This is a genomic window from Lacinutrix sp. C3R15, from assembly GCF_018860825.1.
Taxonomy (GTDB): domain Bacteria; phylum Bacteroidota; class Bacteroidia; order Flavobacteriales; family Flavobacteriaceae; genus Oceanihabitans.
In genome coordinates this window covers 512547-535101 of the sequence record NZ_JAHKPZ010000004.1, presented here as the reverse complement: position 1 = coordinate 535101, position 22555 = coordinate 512547, and the positions used below count along the sequence as shown (strand labels likewise).

20 protein-coding genes are annotated in these 22555 nt (G+C 32.7%); 13 read left to right on the top strand and 7 right to left on the bottom strand.

Annotation, left to right across the window (positions count from 1 at the left end):
* A partial coding sequence (locus KO494_RS02340; protein WP_215965972.1) for a T9SS type A sorting domain-containing protein occupies window positions 1-1106 on the top strand: 1106 nt, incomplete at its 5' end.
* A 66-nt stretch (window positions 1107-1172) separates the two neighbouring features.
* Here the strand turns inward: KO494_RS02340 and KO494_RS02335 are convergent.
* On the bottom strand, window positions 1173-2582 hold the full coding sequence (locus KO494_RS02335; RefSeq protein ID WP_215965971.1) for an aldehyde dehydrogenase family protein: 1410 nt from the start codon (window positions 2580-2582) through the stop codon (window positions 1173-1175).
* Window positions 2583-3144: 562 nt separating this feature from the next.
* Between KO494_RS02335 and polA the strand changes: the two genes are divergently transcribed.
* Window positions 3145-5997 carry a DNA polymerase I gene (gene polA / locus KO494_RS02330; RefSeq protein ID WP_215965970.1) on the top strand — a complete coding sequence of 951 codons (2853 nt, stop codon included), beginning with the start codon at window positions 3145-3147 and terminating at the stop codon, window positions 5995-5997.
* Window position 5998: 1 nt separating this feature from the next.
* Window positions 5999-6385 (top strand): (deoxy)nucleoside triphosphate pyrophosphohydrolase, encoded by a 387-nt coding sequence (locus KO494_RS02325; protein WP_215965969.1) that lies wholly within the window; start codon window positions 5999-6001, stop codon window positions 6383-6385.
* 124 nt (window positions 6386-6509) lie between these two features.
* Here the strand turns inward: KO494_RS02325 and KO494_RS02320 are convergent, their stop codons facing one another.
* The 5 genes from KO494_RS02320 to KO494_RS02300 form a co-directional block, all read right to left on the bottom strand.
* Window positions 6510-6956: an endonuclease domain-containing protein gene (locus KO494_RS02320; RefSeq protein WP_215965968.1), complete on the bottom strand. Its 447-nt coding sequence runs from the start codon at window positions 6954-6956 to the stop codon at window positions 6510-6512.
* 252 nt (window positions 6957-7208) lie between these two features.
* Window positions 7209-7583 (bottom strand): endonuclease domain-containing protein, encoded by a 375-nt coding sequence (locus KO494_RS02315; RefSeq protein ID WP_215965967.1) that lies wholly within the window; start codon window positions 7581-7583, stop codon window positions 7209-7211.
* 160 nt (window positions 7584-7743) lie between these two features.
* Complete coding sequence (locus KO494_RS02310) at window positions 7744-9699, bottom strand: YgiQ family radical SAM protein (RefSeq protein WP_215965966.1); 1956 nt, start codon at window positions 9697-9699, stop codon at window positions 7744-7746.
* 160 nt (window positions 9700-9859) lie between these two features.
* Complete coding sequence (locus KO494_RS02305) at window positions 9860-11029, bottom strand: lipase family protein (RefSeq protein ID WP_215965965.1); 1170 nt, start codon at window positions 11027-11029, stop codon at window positions 9860-9862.
* A 168-nt stretch (window positions 11030-11197) separates the two neighbouring features.
* Complete coding sequence (locus KO494_RS02300; RefSeq protein WP_215965964.1) at window positions 11198-12829, bottom strand: ABC-F family ATP-binding cassette domain-containing protein; 1632 nt, start codon at window positions 12827-12829, stop codon at window positions 11198-11200.
* A 242-nt stretch (window positions 12830-13071) separates the two neighbouring features.
* Between KO494_RS02300 and rplM the strand changes: the two genes are divergently transcribed.
* From rplM to tsf, 4 genes are all read left to right on the top strand, one after another.
* On the top strand, window positions 13072-13527 hold the full coding sequence (rplM, locus tag KO494_RS02295) for a 50S ribosomal protein L13 (RefSeq protein ID WP_215965963.1): 456 nt from the start codon (window positions 13072-13074) through the stop codon (window positions 13525-13527).
* Between the two features lies 1 nt (window position 13528).
* Window positions 13529-13915: a 30S ribosomal protein S9 gene (gene rpsI / locus KO494_RS02290; RefSeq protein WP_215965962.1), complete on the top strand. Its 387-nt coding sequence runs from the start codon at window positions 13529-13531 to the stop codon at window positions 13913-13915.
* Between the two features lie 214 nt (window positions 13916-14129).
* Window positions 14130-14903 (top strand): 30S ribosomal protein S2, encoded by a 774-nt coding sequence (gene rpsB, locus KO494_RS02285; RefSeq protein ID WP_215965961.1) that lies wholly within the window; start codon window positions 14130-14132, stop codon window positions 14901-14903.
* Window positions 14904-14997: 94 nt separating this feature from the next.
* Window positions 14998-15960, top strand: coding sequence for a translation elongation factor Ts (gene tsf / locus KO494_RS02280; RefSeq protein WP_371742845.1), 963 nt, complete (start codon window positions 14998-15000; stop codon window positions 15958-15960).
* 883 nt (window positions 15961-16843) lie between these two features.
* Here tsf and KO494_RS02275 read toward each other — a convergent pair.
* Window positions 16844-17125 (bottom strand): hypothetical protein, encoded by a 282-nt coding sequence (locus KO494_RS02275; protein WP_215965959.1) that lies wholly within the window; start codon window positions 17123-17125, stop codon window positions 16844-16846.
* Window positions 17126-17156: 31 nt separating this feature from the next.
* On the opposite strand from KO494_RS02275, the gene KO494_RS02270 reads away from it, so the two are divergent.
* The 6 genes from KO494_RS02270 to KO494_RS02245 all read left to right on the top strand — a co-directional run bounded on the left by KO494_RS02270 (window position 17157) and on the right by KO494_RS02245 (window position 22450).
* Window positions 17157-18050, top strand: a complete 894-nt coding sequence (locus KO494_RS02270; RefSeq protein ID WP_215965958.1) for a hypothetical protein — start codon at window positions 17157-17159, stop codon at window positions 18048-18050.
* A gap of 11 nt (window positions 18051-18061) precedes the next feature.
* Window positions 18062-18646, top strand: a complete 585-nt coding sequence (locus KO494_RS02265; protein WP_215965957.1) for a DUF6705 family protein — start codon at window positions 18062-18064, stop codon at window positions 18644-18646.
* Window positions 18647-18891: 245 nt separating this feature from the next.
* Entirely contained in the window at window positions 18892-19599 is a 708-nt protein-coding gene (pyrH, locus tag KO494_RS02260; protein ID WP_215965956.1) for a UMP kinase, read from the top strand.
* Window positions 19600-19804: 205 nt separating this feature from the next.
* Window positions 19805-20362, top strand: coding sequence for a ribosome recycling factor (gene frr / locus KO494_RS02255; protein ID WP_215965955.1), 558 nt, complete (start codon window positions 19805-19807; stop codon window positions 20360-20362).
* 64 nt (window positions 20363-20426) lie between these two features.
* Window positions 20427-21167, top strand: coding sequence for a peroxiredoxin (locus tag KO494_RS02250; RefSeq protein WP_215965954.1), 741 nt, complete (start codon window positions 20427-20429; stop codon window positions 21165-21167).
* A gap of 5 nt (window positions 21168-21172) precedes the next feature.
* Complete coding sequence (locus KO494_RS02245; RefSeq protein ID WP_252730234.1) at window positions 21173-22450, top strand: DUF5686 family protein; 1278 nt, start codon at window positions 21173-21175, stop codon at window positions 22448-22450.
* Window positions 22451-22555 lie beyond the last annotated feature (105 nt).

Below are 22555 nucleotides of genomic sequence, written 5' to 3'. Positions count from 1 at the left end.
TATTCACAGATTTAACAGCTGTAACCAATTATAAATTACGCGTATTTAGAACTTTAGTGACAGCAGATAATAACAATTACAGGTCGTTTACCATTCAAGCTTTTGAAAGCGTTACTAATGATGATTGCGCTTCCGCGGAAAACTTAACCGTTACCACAACAGCAAGTACAGTAGATTTTGAAATTGGTGGTGCTACTATAAATAATGAAGAAGGTTGTACAGAAACTACAGAAGAATACGCAGATATCTGGTATGATTTTACCATGCCTGTTAACGGAAACCTTTATGTAGATGGCACACTAAGCTGGAATCAGTTTGCTTTATATGATGCTTGTGGTGGCACACAAATACAATGTGGTGCTACCAACCAATTATTCACAGATTTAACAGCTGCAACCAATTATAAATTACGCGTATTTAGAACTTTAGAAACAGCAGATAACAACAATTACAGATCGTTTAGCATTCAGGCTTTTGAAATTATAAATAATGACGATTGCGCTTCCGCGGAAAACATAACCGTTACCAATTCACCAACAACAATATACTTTGGTATAGCAGGTGCAGCAATTAATAATGAAATAGGATGCTCTGGCACTCCTGCTGAAGAATATGCCGATGTTTGGTATGATTTCACTATGCCTATGGATGGTTATATTTTTATAGATGGTGCTTTAAGTTGGAATAATTTTGCACTTTACGATGCCTGTAATGGCAATGAACTAGGTTGCTTTTCTAACGAAGGTAATTTTGCAAATTTAACAAACGGAACCACTTATAAACTTCGTGTTTTTAGAACCTTAGCGCTAGCAGATAATGATTCTTATAAAAGTTTTAGTATTTATAGCTCAGAAACATTAAGTACAAACACACCTACTTTAAACAATAGTTTTCAAGTATATCCAAACCCTACAGACACCATACTACATATTTCTAACCCAGAAAACCAACCAATTGTAGCTATAGAACTGTTTAATATATTAGGAAAAAGAATAGTAGCAACCCAAGGAAACACCATAGATGTTAGTAAATATCCTTCAGGAATCTATCTTATAAAGATTGCTACAAAAAACAGAGAAGTAACCAAAAGAATTGTTATTCAATAAAAAATCAAAGATGCTATTAATCGAAAAAAGAGGAAATTAGGTAACACTAATACGCCTCTTTTTTATTTAAAACCACTTGATAGTTAAATCTACCAATTTCTGCTTTAAATTTGTATAAGGAGGAAACAAAAATTCAATAGCTCCTTTGGTGTGTTGTTTTAATACAGAACGCATATTTGAAAATTCCTGAAAACCAAAAACACCATGTGCTTTACCTATACCACTATTATTAGTCCCTCCAAATGGCAGGTTATGATTGGTATATTGCAATACGTTATTATTAATCGCTGTACTCCCTGCTCTGGTATTTTTTATAATGGTATTAGTATTCTTTTTACTTTTAGAATACACATACAACGCTAAAGGTTTTTCTTTAGAGTTAATATAACCAATAGCCTCAACAATGGTCTTATACGTTTTTATAGGAAGAATAGGTCCGAAAATTTCATCCTGTAACAGCGAAGCATTTTCTGGAACATTAGAGATTACGGTTGGCTCTATAAAATTATCTTCAGAAGCTGTTTTACCTCCAATTTCAATAGTAGCATTCTTTGAAATAGCATCCTCTAAATGTGCTACTAATCGATTAAAATGCTTTGTATTTACTACACGAGAAAGCGAATGTGATGCAGAAGCATCTGCAGTAAAAAAGACTTTTAATTGCATTTTTAATGCTGCAATAAACTCCTTTTTTACAGTATCTTGTATTAGTATATAATCTGGTGCAATACAGGTTTGCCCACTATTTAAAAACTTTCCCCAGGCTATTTTTTTAGCTGCTGCTTTTAGGTTTGCAGTTTCATCAATAATGGTTGGTGATTTTCCGCCAAGCTCTAAGGTTACCGAAGACAAATGCTTTGAAGCTGCGTGCATTACTATTTTTCCAACCTGTGGAGATCCTGTAAAAAAGATATGGTTAAAAGGAAGTTTTAATAATTCTTGAGACACCTCTACCTCTCCTTCTACCAAGGCAATTTCATTTTCCTGAAACAAATCTGCAACTATTTCTGCCATCACTTTAGAAATGTTTGGCGTCATTTCGCTAGGTTTTATAATCACAGTATTTCCTGCTGCAATGGCAGAAACTAGTGGTCCAAACGTAAGATTTAAAGGGAAATTCCAAGGAGAAATAAGCAAACAAACCCCCTTAGGTTCATACACATACCAGGAAGAAGACCCCATTAAAGCTATTGGTGTATCTACTTTTTGGCGTTTCATCCAGGTTTTTAAATGGCGCTTTGCAAATTTAATTTCACCAATAACCGGATAGATTTCGGTTACATCGGTTTCTGTAAAAGGCTTTTTAAAATCGGCATACAAAGCCTCTCTAATTTTATCTTTAAACGTAAACTCTAGCGCTTCTTTTAAAGCATTTAGTTTAGCAACTCTTTCTTTATATGATGTATTTCCAATAGCAAATTGATTTGCTTTTTGGGCAATAAATAAGTCTGCGTAACTATTTTTAAATTCCTTCATTATCAAAACCCTGTTTTTACCTTTAAAATACGATATAAAAAACAATACCCAAACACCTACCTCTATACAAATGGCAAAAGTTACTATATACTTAATTTATAATCTGGCTACATTGTGCCCTTTAATAAAGTTCCTGCTTCCCATGAATACAATTGAAATATACTTATTGTATGCTTTTATGTATTTCAAAGATACGTTTTGCTATTTAAATATGAACCACCTTGTTTTTTAAACAAATAGAAATATTTACACAAAAATGCACAGGAACTATCCATACACTATCCATATACTATCCATGGAGTATCTATGGAGTAGCTATGGAGTACCTATGAAGTATTTATAATAGTGGCTTGTCTTAAAATAGCTATACAGGTTAATAAAAAACTCTGAGATAACACTTTGTCATAAAACAGCTTTACAAGTAACTAAAGGCAACCCGTTACTTCGCTTTTGCATGCAAAAACAATTATAAAAGTTCCTAGAGGAAGCAAACCTAACATTAATTATTACAATATTTAATCATAAGTTTTTGTAGATTTGATGTTCTTACAAAATATATATCATGTCAGAACAAAAACGCCTATTTCTTGTAGATGCTTACGCTTTAATTTTTAGAGGATACTATGCCTTTATAAAAAACCCAAGAATCAATTCTAAAGGAGAGGACACCTCAGCCATTATGGGTTTTATGAACTCGTTATTAGACGTAATAAAACGCGAAAGACCAGATCATTTAGCCGTTTGTTTTGACAAAGGCGGAAGTGCAGACCGCGTAGAAATGTTTGAGGCTTACAAAGCCAACAGAGACGAAACACCAGAAGGTATAAAAACAGCGGTTCCGTATATATACGAAATTTTAAAGGCCATGCATATTCCAATCATGGTTAAAGAAGGTTATGAAGCAGATGATGTTATAGGAACCTTAGCAAAAAAAGCCGAAAAAGAAGGCTATAAAACTTTTATGGTCACTCCAGACAAGGATTTTGCACAATTGGTAAGCGAAAATATTTTTATGTATCGTCCTGTTTTTGGTGGTGGTTATGAAACCTGGGGAATTCCAGAAGTACAAAAGAAATTTGAGGTAACAGACCCTTTACAAGTGATAGACTATTTAGGTATGATGGGAGATGCTAGTGATAATATTCCTGGTCTTCCCGGTGTTGGAGAAAAAACAGCTAAGAAATTTTTAGCTGCTTATGGTACCATGGAAAACCTTTTTGCAAACACACACGAGCTTAAGGGTAAGATGAAAGAAAAGGTAGAAGCCAACCAAGAACTAGGCTTACTTTCTAAACAGTTAGCAACTATTATGCTAGATGTACCTGTAGAATTTGATGCAAAAGACTTTGAGATGTCTGAACCAGATATTCCTAAAGTAACCGAGATTTTTCAAGAATTAGAATTTAGACGCTTAATAGATAATTTTTTAAAAACCTTTTCTACCGAAACACCAACGGTTACTCCTACCAAAACAGCTTCGGCTACAACAGAAACCAAAGCAACACCAAAGGAAGCTGAAAATGCTGGAGCAGGGCAATTCTCTTTATTTGGAGGAGACCCAAATTCCGCGGAAGCGACTACAGACACCAATGCATATGTACGTAAAACGGCAGAAACGGTATCGCATTTTTACCAAAGTGTAGCACCAGGAATGGCTACCAAATTGTTTATAAAAAACTTAATGAACCAAAGCAGCGTGTGTTTTGATACCGAAACCACAGGCTTGAATCCGTTAACCGCAGCACTGGTAGGAATTTCATTTTCATGGGAAGTAGGCAAAGGATTTTACTTACCATTTCCTGAAGAAAAAGAGGAAGCACAAGCTATTATCGAATTATTACGATGCTTTTTTGAAGCTGAAAATATTGAAAAAATTGGTCAGAATTTAAAATACGATATTAAAGTACTGGCCAAATATAACGTGCAAGTAAAAGGACCTTTATTTGATACCATGTTAGCACATTATTTAATTAATCCAGATATGCGACATAATATGGATGTGCTGGCAGAAACTTACCTGAACTACACACCTATTTCTATTACCGAATTGATTGGTAAAAAAGGAAAAAACCAATTATCTATGCGTGAGGTTCCTTTAGAAAAACAAACCGAATATGCGGTTGAAGATGCAGATATTACACTACAGCTAAAAGAACATTTTGAAAAAGAACTGGGCGAAGCCAATACCCAAAAACTGTTTGATAATATTGAAGTGCCTTTATTACGTGTTTTAGCTGCCATGGAACTAGAAGGTATTAATCTGGATGTTGCCTTTTTAAATTCGCTTTCAGAAGACCTAAACAACGACATTGCAACTTTAGAAGCTAAAATTTATGAGGTTGCTGGCGAAGAATTCAATATAGCCTCACCAAAGCAATTAGGAATCATACTTTTTGAAAAACTAAAACTAGTAGATAAGCCTAAAAAAACCAAAACAGGACAGTATAAAACAGGAGAAGATATTTTATCTGCTTTAGCCAAAGAGCACGAGATTATTAGAAATATTTTAGAATATCGCGGTTTAGCAAAACTAAAAAGCACCTATGTAGATGCTTTACCATTGCAGGTAGATGCTACTACTGGTCGTGTACATACCGATTATATGCAAACCGTTGCTGCTACAGGAAGACTAAGTAGTAATAACCCGAATTTGCAAAACATACCTATTCGTACCGAACGAGGTCGTCAAGTACGCAAAGCCTTTATTCCACGTAGTGAAGAATATACCTTATTGGCTGCCGATTATAGCCAGATAGAACTGCGTATTATTGCTGCTTTAAGTAAAGAAGAAACCATGATTGAGGCTTTTAAAAATGGCGAAGATATTCATGCGTCTACTGCTTCTAAAGTATTTGGTGTTCCTATTGAAGAAGTTACCAGAGAGCAACGTAGCAATGCCAAAACCGTGAATTTTGGAATTATTTATGGCGTGTCTGCTTTTGGATTGAGCAACCAAACCGATTTGTCTCGTGGCGAAGCTAAAGAGCTTATTGATACCTACTACGAAACCTACCCAAAACTAAAACAATACATGAGCAATCAAGTAGATTTTGCAAGAGATCATGGCTATGTAAAAACGGTTTTAGACAGAAGACGTTATTTAAAAGATATTCATTCTAGAAATGCCATGGTACGCAGTGCTGCAGAGCGTAATGCCGTAAATGCACCTATACAAGGTTCTGCTGCCGATATTATAAAAATTGCCATGATTAATATTTATAATAAATTAGAGGCTGGTAATTATAAAACCAAAATGCTACTGCAGGTACATGATGAATTGGTGTTTGATGTGTACAAACCAGAATTAGAAGTAATGACTGCTTTAATTAAAACGGAAATGGAAAATGCGTTTGTTATGGAGGTTCCGTTGGATGTAGAAGTAGATACTGGAGTTAATTGGTTGGAGGCGCATTAAAATGAAAACTATTCCTGTTACATGTGCCATTATAGAGTTTGGCAATAAAATTCTAGCAGTTCAAAGAAGCAAAACAATGAAACTACCTCTGAAATGGGAATTTGCAGGAGGAAAAATTGAAGCAGGAGAAACAGAAATTGATTGTATTAAAAGAGAGATTTTTGAAGAATTAAATATACATATTGAAGTAAAAAAAAGATTGACTCCTGTAATACACCAATACCCCGATTTTAAAATCGAATTAATTCCTTTTACCGCTAAATATCTATCTGGAAAATTAATACTGAAAGAACATTGTAGCTATCTATTAGCTAAAAAAGAGGAATTGATTAACTTAGATTGGGCTGAAGCAGATGTGCCTATTTTGAATGAATTTTTAGCATTATGAATCAAGGTATTTACGAAGAATTAATCACACAACTTATTAATGAGAAATTAAGTGAAATTGATAAAAACAAATTCTTTTTAAAGAAAAGCTTAATTGATAAAGAAAATTAGAATATATATAGGGTTTATAATTGGTAAAATAAATTTAATTTTTTACACGGATGCTTCTTGGTGAGAACTGTCCCCTTGAGGGGACCATAGGGGTGTTTTCCTAACAATTCCCTAACCTTCTCTTCAATAACCAATAAAACACTAAACATATTTTTTTTAACCGCATCGTTAGAAAACCTTAAAAAGCTAACACCATAAGCCTCTAATTCTCCTTGTCTTTTTGCATCATATAAAAAGCTGTGGTCATGACTAGCGCCATCAATTTCAATAGCTAAACCTATTTCATGACAATAAAAATCTACAATGTAATTTAGCATTGGTACTTGTCTATGAAATTGCACTCCGTAAGCACGTTGCTTAATATTCTGCAAAAGTAACACTTCTGGTAAGGTGCTATTTTTACGTAATTGCCTAGCTAATGGTTTTAATTCTGGATTATATGGGATTATTTTGTTTTTCATTTTTAGCCTTCTGAACACCCCTAAAGTCCCCTCAAGGGGACATTTAATTGCGTTAACATGAATATTTGTAACTTAAAACATTATTTATTTACTAGATTTTAAATAAAACTAAATGCTTGTTGGTGAGGATTGTCCCCTCAAAAGGACATTTGATAAAGGAAAATAGAATATATATAGGGTTTATAATTGGGGAAATAAATTTAATTTTTTAGACCTATGCTTCTTGGTGAGGATTGTCCCCTTGAGGGGACTTTAGGGGTGTTTTCCTAACAATTCCCTAACCGTCTCTTCAATAACCAATAAAACACTAAACATGTTTTTTTTAACCGCATCATTAGAAAACCTTAAAAAGGTAACACCATAAGCCTCTAATTCTCCTTGTCTTTTTGCATCATATAAAAAGCTGTGGTCATGACTAGCGCCATCAATTTCAATAGCTAAACCTATTTCGTGACAATAAAAATCTACAATGTAATTTAGCATTGGTACTTGTCTATGAAATTGCACTCCGTAAGCACGTTGCTTAATATTCTGCCAAAGTAGCACTTCTGGTAAGGTGCTATTTTTACGTAATTGCCTAGCTAATGGTTTTAATTCTGGATTATATGGGATTATTTTGTTTTTCATTTTTAGCCTTCTGAACACCCCTAAAGTCCCCTCAAGAGGACATTTAATTAGGTTAGCATAAATGTTTATAACTTAAAACATATTTATCTACTACATTTTAAATAAAACTAAATGTTTGTTGGTAAGGATTGTCCCTTCAAGGGGACTAGAAGGGTGTTTTCTACCTCCTCTTTTTCTTCTTCCCTTTATACTTTACCTTATTTTTACGTTGATTAAAAGGCACCGCATCATTAAAGGTATTTTTAGCTTCACCTTTAGGTTTGTTTTTACGCCATTTTTCGGTTTTTTCAGGAAGTAATACTTTTAGTAAATCTGGACGCCCCACTTTATTCAACGTCTTTTTAATCCAGGCTTTATTTTCGTCTTTATACCAAAAGAAAAAACGGTGTTGTTCGTCTTTTTCTTTTCTGGTTTTAGGTGTATTTACTTTTTTAAGCGTGTACGGATGGTAACCAGAATAATATATTACAGTAGCCACAGTCATTGGTGTTGGTGTAAACCCTTGTACTTGTTCCAGCTGAAAGCCCATATCTTTGGTTTCGGCAGCTAGATTAGCCATATCTTCAACTTCGCAAGCAGGATGGTTAGATATAAAATAAGGAATTAGCTGAAGCTTTAATCCTTTTTTAATATTGATTTTATCAAAGCGTTCTTTAAACTTATGAAAATAACTAAAAGATGGTTTACGCATCAATTTTAAAACCGGATCACTGGTATGTTCTGGTGCTACTTTTAGTCTACCAGAAACGTGTTTTGTCATTACCTCTTCGGTATAATCATCCAGTTCTTTAGGATCTGCATTTTTATTAAATTCTGGCACCAACATATCATGACGAATACCCGAACCTATAAACGATTTTTTTACTTTAGGATGACTATCTACTGCCTGATATAACTCGGTTAAAGGTTTATGCGAAGTATCTAAATTACTACATATTACAGGCGAAATACAAGAAGGTGCCACACACTTATCGCAAATAGACTGTATTTTTCCTTTCATTTGATACATGTTGGCACTTGGGCCACCAATATCACTTAAATAGCCTTTAAAATCTGGCATATTTGCCACAGTATCTACTTCTTTTAAAATAGATTCTTTACTACGCGAGGCAATAAATTTTCCTTGGTGTGCCGAAATGGTACAAAAGCTACAACCACCAAAACACCCTCTGTGAATGTTGATAGAAAACTTAATCATTTCAAAAGCAGGAATTGGTCCTCGCTTATTATATTTTGGGTGTGGTAATCGTGTATACGATAAATCGAAAGAAGCATCAATCTCTGCCTCTGTCATGGTAGGATACGGCGGATTAATCATTAAGGTTTTATCGCCTATTTTCTGAAAAATTCGTCTTGCCGCTAATTTATTAGACTCTTGCTCGATGACTTTAAAATTAGACGCGTATTTTTTCTTATCCTTTAAACAAATTTCATGCGAAGCAATTTCCACATCTTGCCAATTTGCGTTCTTTGGAATCTTTTCATCTTTATCTAAAAGAACAGCTGTTTGTAAAACTGTATTGATGCTTTTAAACGGAACGCCTTTTTCTAGTAAACGTACTACTTCACGTAAGGGTTGCTCTCCCATTCCGTACACCAGCATATCTGCTTTAGAGGTTTCTAAAATAGAAGGCAATAGTTTATCGCTCCAATAATCATAATGCGTAACACGACGTAATGATGCTTCAATACCACCAATTAAAACGGGAGTATCTGGCCATTTTTCTTTTAATATTTTAGAATACACGGTTGTAGCATAATCCGGACGAAACCCTATATCTCCATTTGGTGTATAGGCATCTTTATCCCGACGCTTTTTATTGGCGTTATAATTACTAATCATAGGATCCATACAACCACCAGTAACTCCAAAAAATAATTTTGGCTTACCCAATTTTACAAAATCCTGAAGATTATCATTTACATTAGGTTGTGGTACAATAGCTACACGCAAGCCAAAACTTTCTAACATACGACCAATTACAGCAGGACCAAATGTAGGATGATCTACATAAGCATCGCCACTAAAAAGTATCACGTCTAGGGCTTCCCAACCGCGTATTTTCACCTCTTTGTTTGTGGTAGGTAACCAATCTGAAAGTTTTAATTCTTGCATATTGCTGCAAAAATAGTTAAAAAAAGTCTCTTATCTATTATTATAAAAGGGTTTAGCATTTATTTATTAGTATTAAAATAGGTGACCATAAAATTAAAGCAATGGTAAACACAAGTAATTTATGCTGTTTTACAAAAGAATACTAGACCTACAGAAATGCTTACAGGTCACTAAGTAAATACGTTATTTCTAAATGGTTATATGCAGTAGTATTCCATTTTTTAAGCACAGCAACATAATAGTTGTATGGTTTATGCTGAAAAAACTTTGCTTCTTTTTTATACCATTTTCCATTACTATCTTGTTCTAAATGCTGTCTTTCATTTTCTGCTACCTCTGCAATATTCACTTCTATTTTTGGATAAGTAAAAGCGGGTAATTCTTTACGTTTACCTGTAGGATAGTAATTTATATCTGCTACAAAGGCTGGCATTTCAATTTTTCCGAATTTTAATCCTAGTATTTTATTGATTAATGTATTGCTTCCTTTTACATAACTTGTTAAACCTCTTTCAAACAAACGTATAAAAGCATCTTGACCTAGTTTTTTTGGTTCAAATGCTTTGTTTCCAAAAAGCCATCCACTTATTTTTTGTTTGGTAATTAGTTTGTCTTCTTCATAATTAAATGGCATATAAGGCACAGGATCTTCTTTGTTTATAATAGAATAACTGGTTTCTAACTCACTAAATCGTGTATTATATTCTTCAGCAAACTCTTTATTACCAGACATTGGCTGCGCATAGGCATAGGTTTTATACCTATTTTGTTTAGATAATTTTCCTTTTGGTACATTTTCTAAATACGCTCTTGTTAGGCTTGCTAAAGCACCACCTTGACTGTGGCCTGTGATAATTATATTATAAATCTCCTTAGCATTTAAGGATTTTATTTGCGCTATAATTTCTTCAGAAAGCAGTACTACTGTTAAAGCATAACCAGCATGTACTGCTGCATTTTCTGCAGAAGCAAAAGCGTAGTCATGTTCTTTTTTATCTATAACTATAGTACCTTTTGCAGGAATCATAGCAGAATAGCAATTCTCTACCCAACTAATCATTTTATCTGTTGAGCCTCTATAATTAATAATTGCAATGGTGTCATTTTTATACACTTCAAACTTATTATCCATACTCAGGATATCTGAAGAATAGTGCAAATTAAAATGTGCTGGAATAATGTTTTTGTTTGTGCCAAATTGTTTTATAAAATTAAAACTGTTACACATGGCAATGGTAGAAGTGGCCTCGTTTACATTAAAACCTGGTTTTAATTGTGCCGAAACTTGTAGAAAAATAGATAGGAATAAGATGGTTAATACTACTCTCATAAGGTTATAACTAATGGTTACATAAAATTATTGTGCAATATGTTAATTACAAAAACGATTCCAAAAACGAAAACAACCACTTAACCTCTAATGAATTACAGTATATTTAGAAAACAAAAAAGAGGCAACATAAAAAATACATTACCTCTTTTTAAAAACATTTAGATATTATAAATCTATTGCTTTTAAGCTTTCAATTCTATTTCTAGCTAAGAAATCGTCAATGGTTTCAAAATGTTCTATTACGCGTTTTTCTTTAAACTCAAATACTTTATTAGATAAGCCTTGAAGAAAATCTCTATCATGCGATACCAGAATTAAAGTACCATCAAAATCTAATAAGGCTTCTTTTAAAACATCTTTAGATTTTAAATCTAAGTGGTTTGTAGGCTCATCTAGAATAAGCAGGTTTACTGGTTCTAATAAAAGTTTTACCATGGCTAGTCTGGTTTTTTCTCCACCAGAAAGCACGCCTACTTTTTTATCAATATCATCTCCTTTAAACATAAAGCGACCCAGTATATTTTTAATTTGTGTACGTACATCGCCTTTAGCTACTTCATCAACAGTTTGAAAAATGGTTAAATCTTCATCTAGTAAAGCCGCTTGGTTTTGAGCAAAATAACCCACTTGCACATTATGCCCTAAGGTACATTGTCCTGCTACCTCTATTTCACCTAAAATCGCTTTTATCATAGTAGACTTTCCTTCACCATTACGACCTACAAAACACACTTTTTCACCACGAGAAATAGACATGTTTGCATTGTTAAACACCACATGATCGTCATAGGCTTTAGAAACCTCTTTTACTGTAACCGGATAATCACCAGAACGCTGTGTTTTAGGAAAACGTAGTTTTAAGGCAGAGGTATCTATATCATCAATTTCAATAATTTGTAATTTTTCTAACATACGCTCTCTAGAAGTTACCTGGTTGGTTTTAGAGTAGGTACCTTTAAACCTATCTATAAACGCCTGATTATCTGCAATAAATTTTTGTTGTTCTTCATAGGCTTTAATTTGGTGAGCGCGTCTATCTTCACGAAGTTGCAGATAGTGACTATAGTTTGCTTTATAATCATAGATGCGTCCCATGGTTACTTCTATGGTTCGGTTGGTAATATTATCAATAAAGGCTTTATCGTGTGAAATAACTACAACAGCTTTGGCTTTATTCACCAAAAAGTCTTCTAACCAAATTACAGATTCTATATCAATATGGTTGGTTGGCTCATCTAATAATATAAGGTCTGGCTTTTGTAATAAAATTTTAGCTAATTCTATTCGCATACGCCATCCACCACTAAACTCATTAGTAAGTCTGGTAAAATCTTCTTGTTTAAACCCTAAACCTTTTAATGCTTTTTCTACTTCGGCATCATAATTTACATCTTCAAGCGCATAGTATTTTTCACCTAGATCGGATACATGCTCAATAATCTTCATGTAGGCATCAGATTCATAATCGGTTCGCGTTTCTAATTCTTTATTTAAAGTTTCCATTTCATCACGCATGTTATATACATGACTAAACGCTTTAGAAGCTTCATCAAAAACAGTAGTTTTATCTTCGGTTAATAAATGCTGTGGTAAATATGCAATTACGGCATCTTTAGGAAAGCGTATATTGCCACGTGTACCTTTTTGTTCACCAGCAATAATTTTCATCATGGTAGACTTACCAGCCCCATTTTTTCCCATTAAGGCAATCTTATCATTTTCATTAATAGTAAAAGACACCTCGCTAAATAAGGTATGGCCACTAAATTCTACTGCTAAATTATCTACTGAAATCATAGTTCTATTTTTAAAAATGCAAAGCTACTAAAAGAGACGAATACATAAGAAGAAACGTTTTAAAAATAGTAAGTAAAAGAGCAAACGATATAAAATTATTATAAGGCATTGAAAATCACTTAAAAAATAAGTTACCTCACTATTTGGTATTCAAATATATAATCGTAAATTTGCAAACTCTTTTTTAAGAGAGGAATGTTTAATCTACCTAGTCAAAGACAGGTAAAAAAATTATTAATAACGTGGACACATTAAGCTACAAAACGATTTCAGCAAACAAAGCTACTGTAGATAAGCAGTGGGTTTTAGTGGATGCTGAAGGTCAATCTTTGGGTCGTTTATCTTCTAAAGTTGCAAAACTTTTAAGAGGAAAACACAAACCTAGCTTCACACCACATGTTGACTGTGGAGATAACGTAATTGTTATCAATGCAGAAAAAATCAACTTAACCGGAAACAAGTGGACGGACAAATCTTATATTCGTCACACAGGTTATCCAGGTGGTCAAAGAAGTTTAACTGCTACAGAATTGTTTGGAAAAGATCCAGCAAGATTAGTAGAAAAATCAGTAAAAGGAATGCTACCTAAAAACAAATTAGGTGCAGAGCTATTCCGTAATTTAAATGTTGTTGTAGGAACAGCGCACACACATGAAGCGCAAAAACCGAAAACAATTAACTTAGAAGAATTCAAATAACATGGATGTAATTCACAAAATTGGTCGTAGAAAAACGGCTGTTGCACGTGTATATCTTGCTGCAGGAACTGGTAAGATAACAGTAAATAAAAAAGACATGACAGATTACTTTTCTACTGGAACTTTACAGTACAAAGTAAATCAACCTTTAGTTATGACTAACAATGATGGCAACTTTGATATTACAGTAAATGTATATGGAGGTGGTATTACTGGTCAAGCAGAAGCAATCCGTTTAGCATTATCTCGCGCAATGTGCGAAATTGATGCAGAAAACAGATTAATTCTTAAGCCAGAAGGTTTATTAACTAGAGATCCTAGAATGGTAGAGCGTAAGAAATTCGGTCAGAAGAAAGCGCGTAAGAAATTCCAATTCTCGAAACGTTAATACAAGTCCTGAACTCGATTCAGGATCTGTATTTCAGATTCTTAAATCCGGTTCAAAAAAAATTATTAAAAAGATACTGAAAAAACTTCAGTATTTAAACAGTTATTGTTGCCCTAGCGCAAGCGGGGTTTAGTTTAGCATCTAAATGATTAAGGCGATTTGAAAAATGACCACTTAGTTATTGCTAATTCAACAGAACGTAAACTATTACAAAATGGCAGTAGAAGTAAAAGAATTACTTGAAGCAGGTGTACACTTTGGTCACCTAACACGTAAGTGGGATCCAAACATGGCTCCTTACGTATATATGGAGCGTAACGGCATTCATATTATCAACCTTTATAAAACAGCAGCTAAAATTGACGAAGCTGGAGCAGCACTTGCTAAAATTGCAGCATCAGGACGTAAAATTTTATTTGTTGCTACAAAAAAACAAGCAAAAGACATCGTTGCAGAAAAAGCAGGAGCAGTAAACATGCCTTACATTACTGAACGTTGGCCTGGAGGAATGTTAACAAACTTTGTTACTATTAGAAAAGCGGTTAAAAAAATGGCTTCTATTGATAGAATGAAGAAAGATGGAACATTCATGACACTTTCTAAAAAAGAAAGATTACAAGTAGATCGTTTAAGAGCGAAGTTAGAAAAAAACTTAGGTTCTATTAGCGACATGACTCGTTTACCAGGAGCTTTATTTGTTGTAGATATTAAGCGTGAGCATATTGCAATTAAAGAAGCACAAAAATTAAACATTCCTATCTTTGCAATGGTAGATACGAACTCAGATCCACGTCAAGTAGATTACGTTATCCCTGCAAATGATGATGCTTCAAAATCAATTGACAAAATTTTAACGCACGTTTCTAATGCAATTGCTGGTGGTTTAGCAGAGCGTAAGGCTGAAAAGGATGCTCCTAAAGCAGACAAGAAAGCAGCTCCAGCTAAAAAAGCTGAAAAAGCAGAAGTAGCAAAAGAAGAGGAAGAATAAAATAACGTTAACACAACATAAATAAGTCGTTTAGTTCTTTTCTTTACAGAAAAATATTGAACGACTTTTTTAAATTAAAAACTATATGGAAGCTATGGTAAAAATAACAGCAGCAGAAGTAAACAAATTAAGAAAAGCTACAGGAGCTGGAATGATGGATTGCAAAAAAGCTTTAGTTGAAGCAGAAGGCGATTTTGATAAAGCAATTGAAGTATTACGTAAAAAAGGACAAAAAGTAGCAGCAAAAAGAGCAGATCGTGATTCTAGCGAAGGTGCTGCAGTTTCAAAAATTAATGAGGACAACACTGTTGGTGTAACTATCGTTTTAGGATGTGAAACAGATTTTGTTGGTAAAAACGAATCTTTTTTAGCTTTAGCGAACCAGTTTGCAGATATCGCAATCAACTTTGATAACAAAGAAGATTTCTTAGCAGCAGATTTTGGTGGTATTACAGTTGCTGAAAAATTAGTAGAACAAACAGGTGTTGTTGGTGAAAAATTAGAAATCAACGCTTTTGAAAAATTAGAAGCACCTTATGTTGGTACGTATGTACACATTAACAAAATTGGCGCTTTAGTTGGTTTATCTGAAAAAACAGATGATGCTGAAGCTGTTGCCAAAGACGTAGCAATGCAAGTAGCATCTATGGGAGCAACTACATTATCTTTCAAAGATTTTGACCCTGCTTATATAGCAAGCGAAACGGAAGCAAGAATTGCAGTTATAGAAAAAGATAATATTGAGTTAGGTAGATTAGGTAAAACACTTAAAAACGTACCTAAATACATCTCTATGGCACAATTAACTCCAGAAGTTTTAGCACAAGCTGAAGAAGATGCAAAAGCAGAATTAAAAGCAGAAGGAAAACCAGAACAAATCTGGGATAGAATTCTTCCTGGAAAAATGGAACGTTTTATTAGCGATAACACAACTTTAGATCAAGAACAATGTTTATTAGATCAAAAGTTTATTAAAGATGAAAAACAGACTGTTGCAGAATATGTAGCATCAAAAAATCTTACCGTTACTGCATTTAAACGTGTATCTTTAGGATAGACTTGTCATTCCGTACTTAATACGGAATCTCACAATACTAAAAACCACTACTCTTTTTAAAAGACGTAGTGGTTTTTTTATTTGTAAAATATCTAAATCACAGCATTTTACCTTCCACTTATTACGGTTTTCCCGTAAATGCATACCTGTTTAGAAAATTTACTATAAAAACTTGTCCTATTCATATTTTTTTTTATGTTGAAATGTTAGAGATTATTTTAAGTTATTTAGAAGTCCCTTTTTATAATTTTCTGACATGTTATAACAAACCCAACTTGCGCAAGTTTTTTTATTTTTCCCTAAATATTTAATTGTGCTTAAAAGACTTCTACTAAAAGACTTCTAAAATTTTGACTTCTTAAACATTTTAAGTTAAACCAACAAGCTTTGGTATATATCCAGCTTGCTAAATTTTAGAAAATTGAAATATAAAATATTAAAACCCGTAATACTGCTCTTTAAAACCCGTAATACTGCTCTTTGGTATTGCTTTACTATTTGTAAACTGCCAGAAGGAGGATGAGTTTATAAACCAACAAATTAACACGAAATCTAAACTAACCATTAACAACCTAACCTTAGAGGATTTACAACAAAAAAATAATTTAAAAGAATCTCTAAATAAACTATCTAAAAGCTTTGATGTAAATAAAAATAAGACAAATAAAGATGGAAACGTTTCAAAAATTGATGCTAATGATGGTTCTTTTACTATTCTTACAGAAGAAGTATATGAGGTAACTACAGACTCTTCAGCAACTTATTCCTTTAAAATTGAAAATCCAATTTTACAAGATTCTTCTTTTGAAAACTTTATTCTTGAAATTAAAAATGATACATTAATAAATTATTATATTTCTGCTTATCAAGCAATAGAAACCCCTCAAGAAGACGATTTTCCATATTCCATTTCTTTTTTACCAGTAGATGAAAACTTAATAAATATAGAAAATCTTAACACCCAATTAAACAGTAAAATTTTATCTGTATTTAGTGGTGGTTGCACATTTTTATTCGAAACCACTGATGATTGTAGTTGCAATGGAGGAAGAGCATTAATTTTATTAGATTCTTGGTGCAGTGGTAGTGGTGGTTCTTCGTCTGGTGGTACAGGAAGTTCTGGAGCCAGTTCCTCTGGAGGAGGAGGATCAACAAGTGGTAACACAACAACAGGTGGTTCAGGTTTAGGTGCTCCTATGGCTGTAAACAATACACCAAGCGACAAAGAAAAAGTAGTAGAATGTCTTGAAAGTAGTGGTGCAACATTAACTTCTGCACAACAAGATTGGATTAATGATACTACAAACACAGTAAAAATTAAACAAATGGCTACTTACATTAAAAATATCGGCTGTAACGACATGTCTAATATCATTCAAGATTTTATAGATAATCCTTCACCTAACTTTAATGAATATGCAGACCAAATAATAGAATGTATTGAGTTAAATAAATTAACAGAAAATGCATATTTTACAAATGCAATAACTAATTTAAAAAGCGATGTAGACGATGAAGACCAAGAAAAAGAAAAAGGATATAACATGTATAAAAATAATGATGTAATTACTATTACAGAAGTTCCCATAGAAGACACTGGCGAAACTTATACTAATTACACGCTAACCAATAGCTTTTTTGGTGGCATACATATGCATCAAGAAAATGGTTTATTTCCTATGTTTTCTGCAACAGACATTATGTTATTAGGTCAATTTAATCAAATTTATAGCCCTTTTGAATATCACCAACACGAAGTTATTCATGTATTAGTAACTACCAATGGCGTTTATGCTATTAAAATTAAAAACTATAATAATCTTCTTGGGTTTGTTGGAGCGTATAATTCTGATTCTCGATTTAAAGAAAGAGTTGATCTTTTATCAGAAAGATATTTTTATAAAGAAGTTAATAATATCACAGGTGCTAACACACAAACTTCTACAGAATATCAAAACAATTTTTTGAAGTTCGTAAATCAAGACTTTAATTTGGGAATTACTTTTTTTGAGTTAAGTGATGATTTACAAACTTGGACAAAGAAAACTTTAGACACTAACAATAACACAGTTCCTACAAACTGTAATTAAAAAACAATACTATGAAAGCAATTATAAAACTAATAATAATATTAAGTATCATATCTTGTAAGGCGCAATCGCCTTTATTTAAAGCAGACCCAACATTACCTGCTGGAACTTATTATAAAGATTTAAACAACGATTTAGACAAATTTGTTGGCACATGGAAGTGGGAAGAAAACAATTCTTCTTTTACTATAACTTTACAAAAAATAGAACAATATTTTGATGGAGTAAACTACCAAGATATGCTTATTGGAGAATATAAATACATTGATAATGGTAATCTTGTTGTTAATACCTTACCTCTTTTAAGTGATTCTAGTATTGAAGGCAGCTATCATAATATTAGTGGCTGTCTAATTTTAAACAAATTTATGCCATTACCTTGTGAAGACTGTAGTACAGATGAACGTAGAGTAAAATTATTTTTTGATGACCAAAATATGACCTACAAACAAACAAGTTTTTGGTTAAGACATCGTATCATTAATGGTATAGAACAAATAGATGCAAAACTAATTGGATATAGAGTTGTAGATGAAAATAATGTTTTAGATGGTGGAGGAGTTCCCTTTGGAGAATATACTTTAATCAAACAATAAAAACTAAGCACAACCGTCTATATAAAAAATAGCAGTTAAGGTCTAAACTTTAAGTTCAATTCTTTTCTGCTATCTTGTTTTCAAACTGAAAAATAGCGTATATAAATCTGCTACTTTTCATACCCAAAACCGTAGTGGTTTTTTTATTTCTAACATTCTGCTTTCTTAAAAAAAGATATTGATTATATTTGCTAAACCCTAAGTTTCTGCCAAGGCAGGAATCTATAAAAAAGCTAAACAAAAAAATGAAATACAAAAGAATTCTTTTAAAATTATCTGGCGAAGCACTAATGGGAAACCGTCAATATGGTATAGATCCAGAACGTTTAGCAGAATACGCCAAAGACATTAAAGAAATTACAGAACTAGGTGTAGAAGTAGCCATAGTAATTGGTGGAGGAAACATTTTTAGAGGTGTTGCTGGAGCTATGAATGGTATGGATCGCGTACAAGGAGATCACATGGGAATGCTAGCAACAGTTATAAACGGCTTAGCCTTACAAAACGCATTAGAAGATGCAGATGTAAAAACCCGTTTACAAACAGCAATAAAAATTAATGAAGTAGCAGAACCTTTTATACGCAGAAAAGCATTAAGTCATTTACGTAAAGGGCGCGTTGTTATTTTTGGAGGAGGAACAGGAAACCCTTATTTTACAACAGACTCTGCAGCTGTTTTACGTGCTATAGAAATTGAAGCAGATGTAATTTTAAAAGGTACTCGTGTAGATGGTATTTACAATGCAGATCCTGAAAAAGATAGTACAGCAATTAAATTTGACCATATTACTTTTGATGATGTTTTACGTAAAGGTCTTAAAGTAATGGACACGACTGCCTTTACATTAAGCCAAGAAAACGAATTACCAATTATTGTTTTTGATATGAATAAAAAAGGAAACTTATTAAAAGTAGTTTCTGGAGAAAAAATTGGTACAAAGGTTAACTTGTAACTCACACTATAAGTATTTAACTTAGTAAACTAAAAAAATTAGTATTCCTCAAAAACAGAATTTAAACTTTGGCTTCGTTTTTGAAAACAGACTAAAAAAAAGCAGTTAACTTGGTGTAAACATCTAAAAAACAAACAGAAATTATTTTATTTAGGGAGATAAACGCTAAAAACAAAACCCACTAGTAGGATTAAATTTTTAAAAAATGAACGAAGATATTCAATTTATAATAGACGGAACAAAAGAGGCTATGACAAATGCTATAAAGCATTTAGAAAAACAATTTACAAACATTAGAGCAGGTAAAGCTACTCCTGCAATGCTTGGAAGTGTAATGGTTGATTATTATGGATCACAAACACCATTAAGTCAAGTTGCTAATGTAAATACTCCTGATGGTAGAACCATAACTGTACAACCATGGGAAAAAAATATGCTTCAAGAAATTGAACGAGGTATTGCATATGCTAACCTTGGTTTTAACCCAATGAATAATGGTGAAACTATTATAATTAACGTACCACCTTTAACCGAAGAGCGCAGACGTGATTTAGCAAAACAAGCTAAAGCAGAAGCAGAAGATGCTAAAGTAGGTATAAGAAATGCTAGAAAAGAAGCCAATAACGATCTTAAAAAAATAGATGGCATATCTGAAGATCTTCAGAAAAATGCAGAACAAGATGTACAAAATTTAACAGACAATTACATTAAAAAAGTAGATGAAGTATTGGTTGTTAAAGAAAAAGAGATCATGACAGTATAATTTAAAAGCGACTTTCTTGTCGCTTTTTTTATACCAATACCATCTATTCTTCGTTTATCTAAATATGCAAAAAACACGTAACATATTATTTACACTATGTATATTACATTGCTGGATTGGTATTGCACAAAACAGATATCCTTTTATTGCTAGTAACCAAACGCAATTAACCGAGGCACAAATAAAAAACACACCCATACAAATTACGCCAGATGTAGTATTATACAATGAACAAGGCAAAATACTGCCTATGTCTAGTTTATCTTTAATGACTAACGCTGCGTACAAACCTGTTTTTTTTTCAGACCATTCTGGTAAATTAAAGAGTCTTGTTTTTATAAATAAAAGTAGTGCTCCTGTTGAAATAGAAAAAAATAAGGAAGCCCTGTTTACTCCTGGTGAGCCTGCTTTAGATTTTATTGCCAAAGATTTAAATGGTTCGAGATACAAACTTAGCGAACTAAAAGGAAAGGTAGTAGTGTTAAATTTTTGGTTTACTAAATGTGGTCCTTGCATACAAGAAATGCCTCAACTAAACGAATTAGCCTCTAATTTTAAAGAAAAAGATGTGGTGTTTTTAGCAATTACTTTTAATAAAAAAAATATTGTACACACATTTTTAGAAAGTAATCCTTTTCAATATACTATTTTAGCAGATGCAAATGCTATAATTAGCATGTATGGTGTTAACAGCTTCCCTACTAGTATAGTTATAAATAAAAAAGGAGAAATGGTGCTTAAAGAACTAGGATACAGAACTAATATTAAAGAAGTTTTAGCTACTTCAATAAATGCGTCTTTATAATTTTAATGAAAAAATATTGCTTTACACTCCTACTCTGTTTATCCTTCTTTTTAAGTAAAGCACAAACACCAATTTCTAATGATACCACCAAGGTTGTAAAGAAAGACTCGCTTAAAAGAAAAGCCTTTATACAGCAATTAGGTAACGGTTTTTTTCCTACAAAATACTTTGATATTGATTTAAGATACCTTGTAAAGTATAACCAATATGAAGGATTAAGAAATGGACTTGGCGGACAAACAAACAATACGTTTTCAGAAAACATACGTTTTAACACCTATGTAGTATATGGTTTTAAAGACCATACTTTCAAGTATAGTTTTGGCTCTGGTATAAAACTAAATAAAAAAACAAACACCTGGTTAAATGTATCTTATACCGATGATTTAAGTGAAACTGGAAGCTCTACATTTTTAACAGACAGTAGATTCTTTCAGCTTTTTGAGCCACGACTATTAAACATAAACCTATTTCATAAACACGTAACCAAAACCCTATCACTAGAACACCAATTATCACCAAGTTTAATTGGCGAAACAGAATTTGCTGTAAGTAATATAAATACAACCTATGCGTATAATTTTGTGGTGAATAATACAATATATAACCAAATACAGTTAAGCACCTCTAAAACAGCCCTACAATGGAGTCCGTTTAGCACTTTTGAAACCAAAGACAATAAATTAAAAATTATAAAAGAAGGCTATCCAAAATTCACTTTACAATACACTAAAAGTTTTCATGGTGTTTTTAAAAGTGATTTTAATTTTTCAAAACTTGATTTTAGAACCATCTTTAAAAAACAATATGCTAATGATGCTTTTTCTTTGTTAACGCTAACTGCAGGATTAGCAAATGGTGAAACACCTTTAACTCATTTGTATCATGCCTACCCTAATAATATCAATAAAGAAACCATTATGCAACGTTTTTCTGTTGCTGGAGTAACTAGTTTTGAAACCATGTTTTTTAATGAGTTCTTTTCAGATAGAATTACCACCTTACAACTTAAACACCATTTAAGTCCTTTTAAAATAAGCCGACGTTTTAACCCAGAATTGGTATTAATATCCAGGTTTGCAATTGGTAACATGAGCAATACAGCAAGGCACCAACAAATAAGTTTTAATACCCTTGACAAAGGCTATACAGAATCTGGTTTTGAAATTAATAAACTAATTTTTGGTTTTGGTTTAAGTTTCACTTACAGATATGGAGCGTATCATTTACCGAAGCCAGAAGATAACATGGCATTAAAATTTACTTTTAACGTTACTTTATAACACTTTTAACCATTGTTATACATCGCTTTTTCCTACCTTTGCCAATCCAATTTAACTACATATTTTACCTAGAGTAAAATCCATTTCATGTAATTAAATGGATTT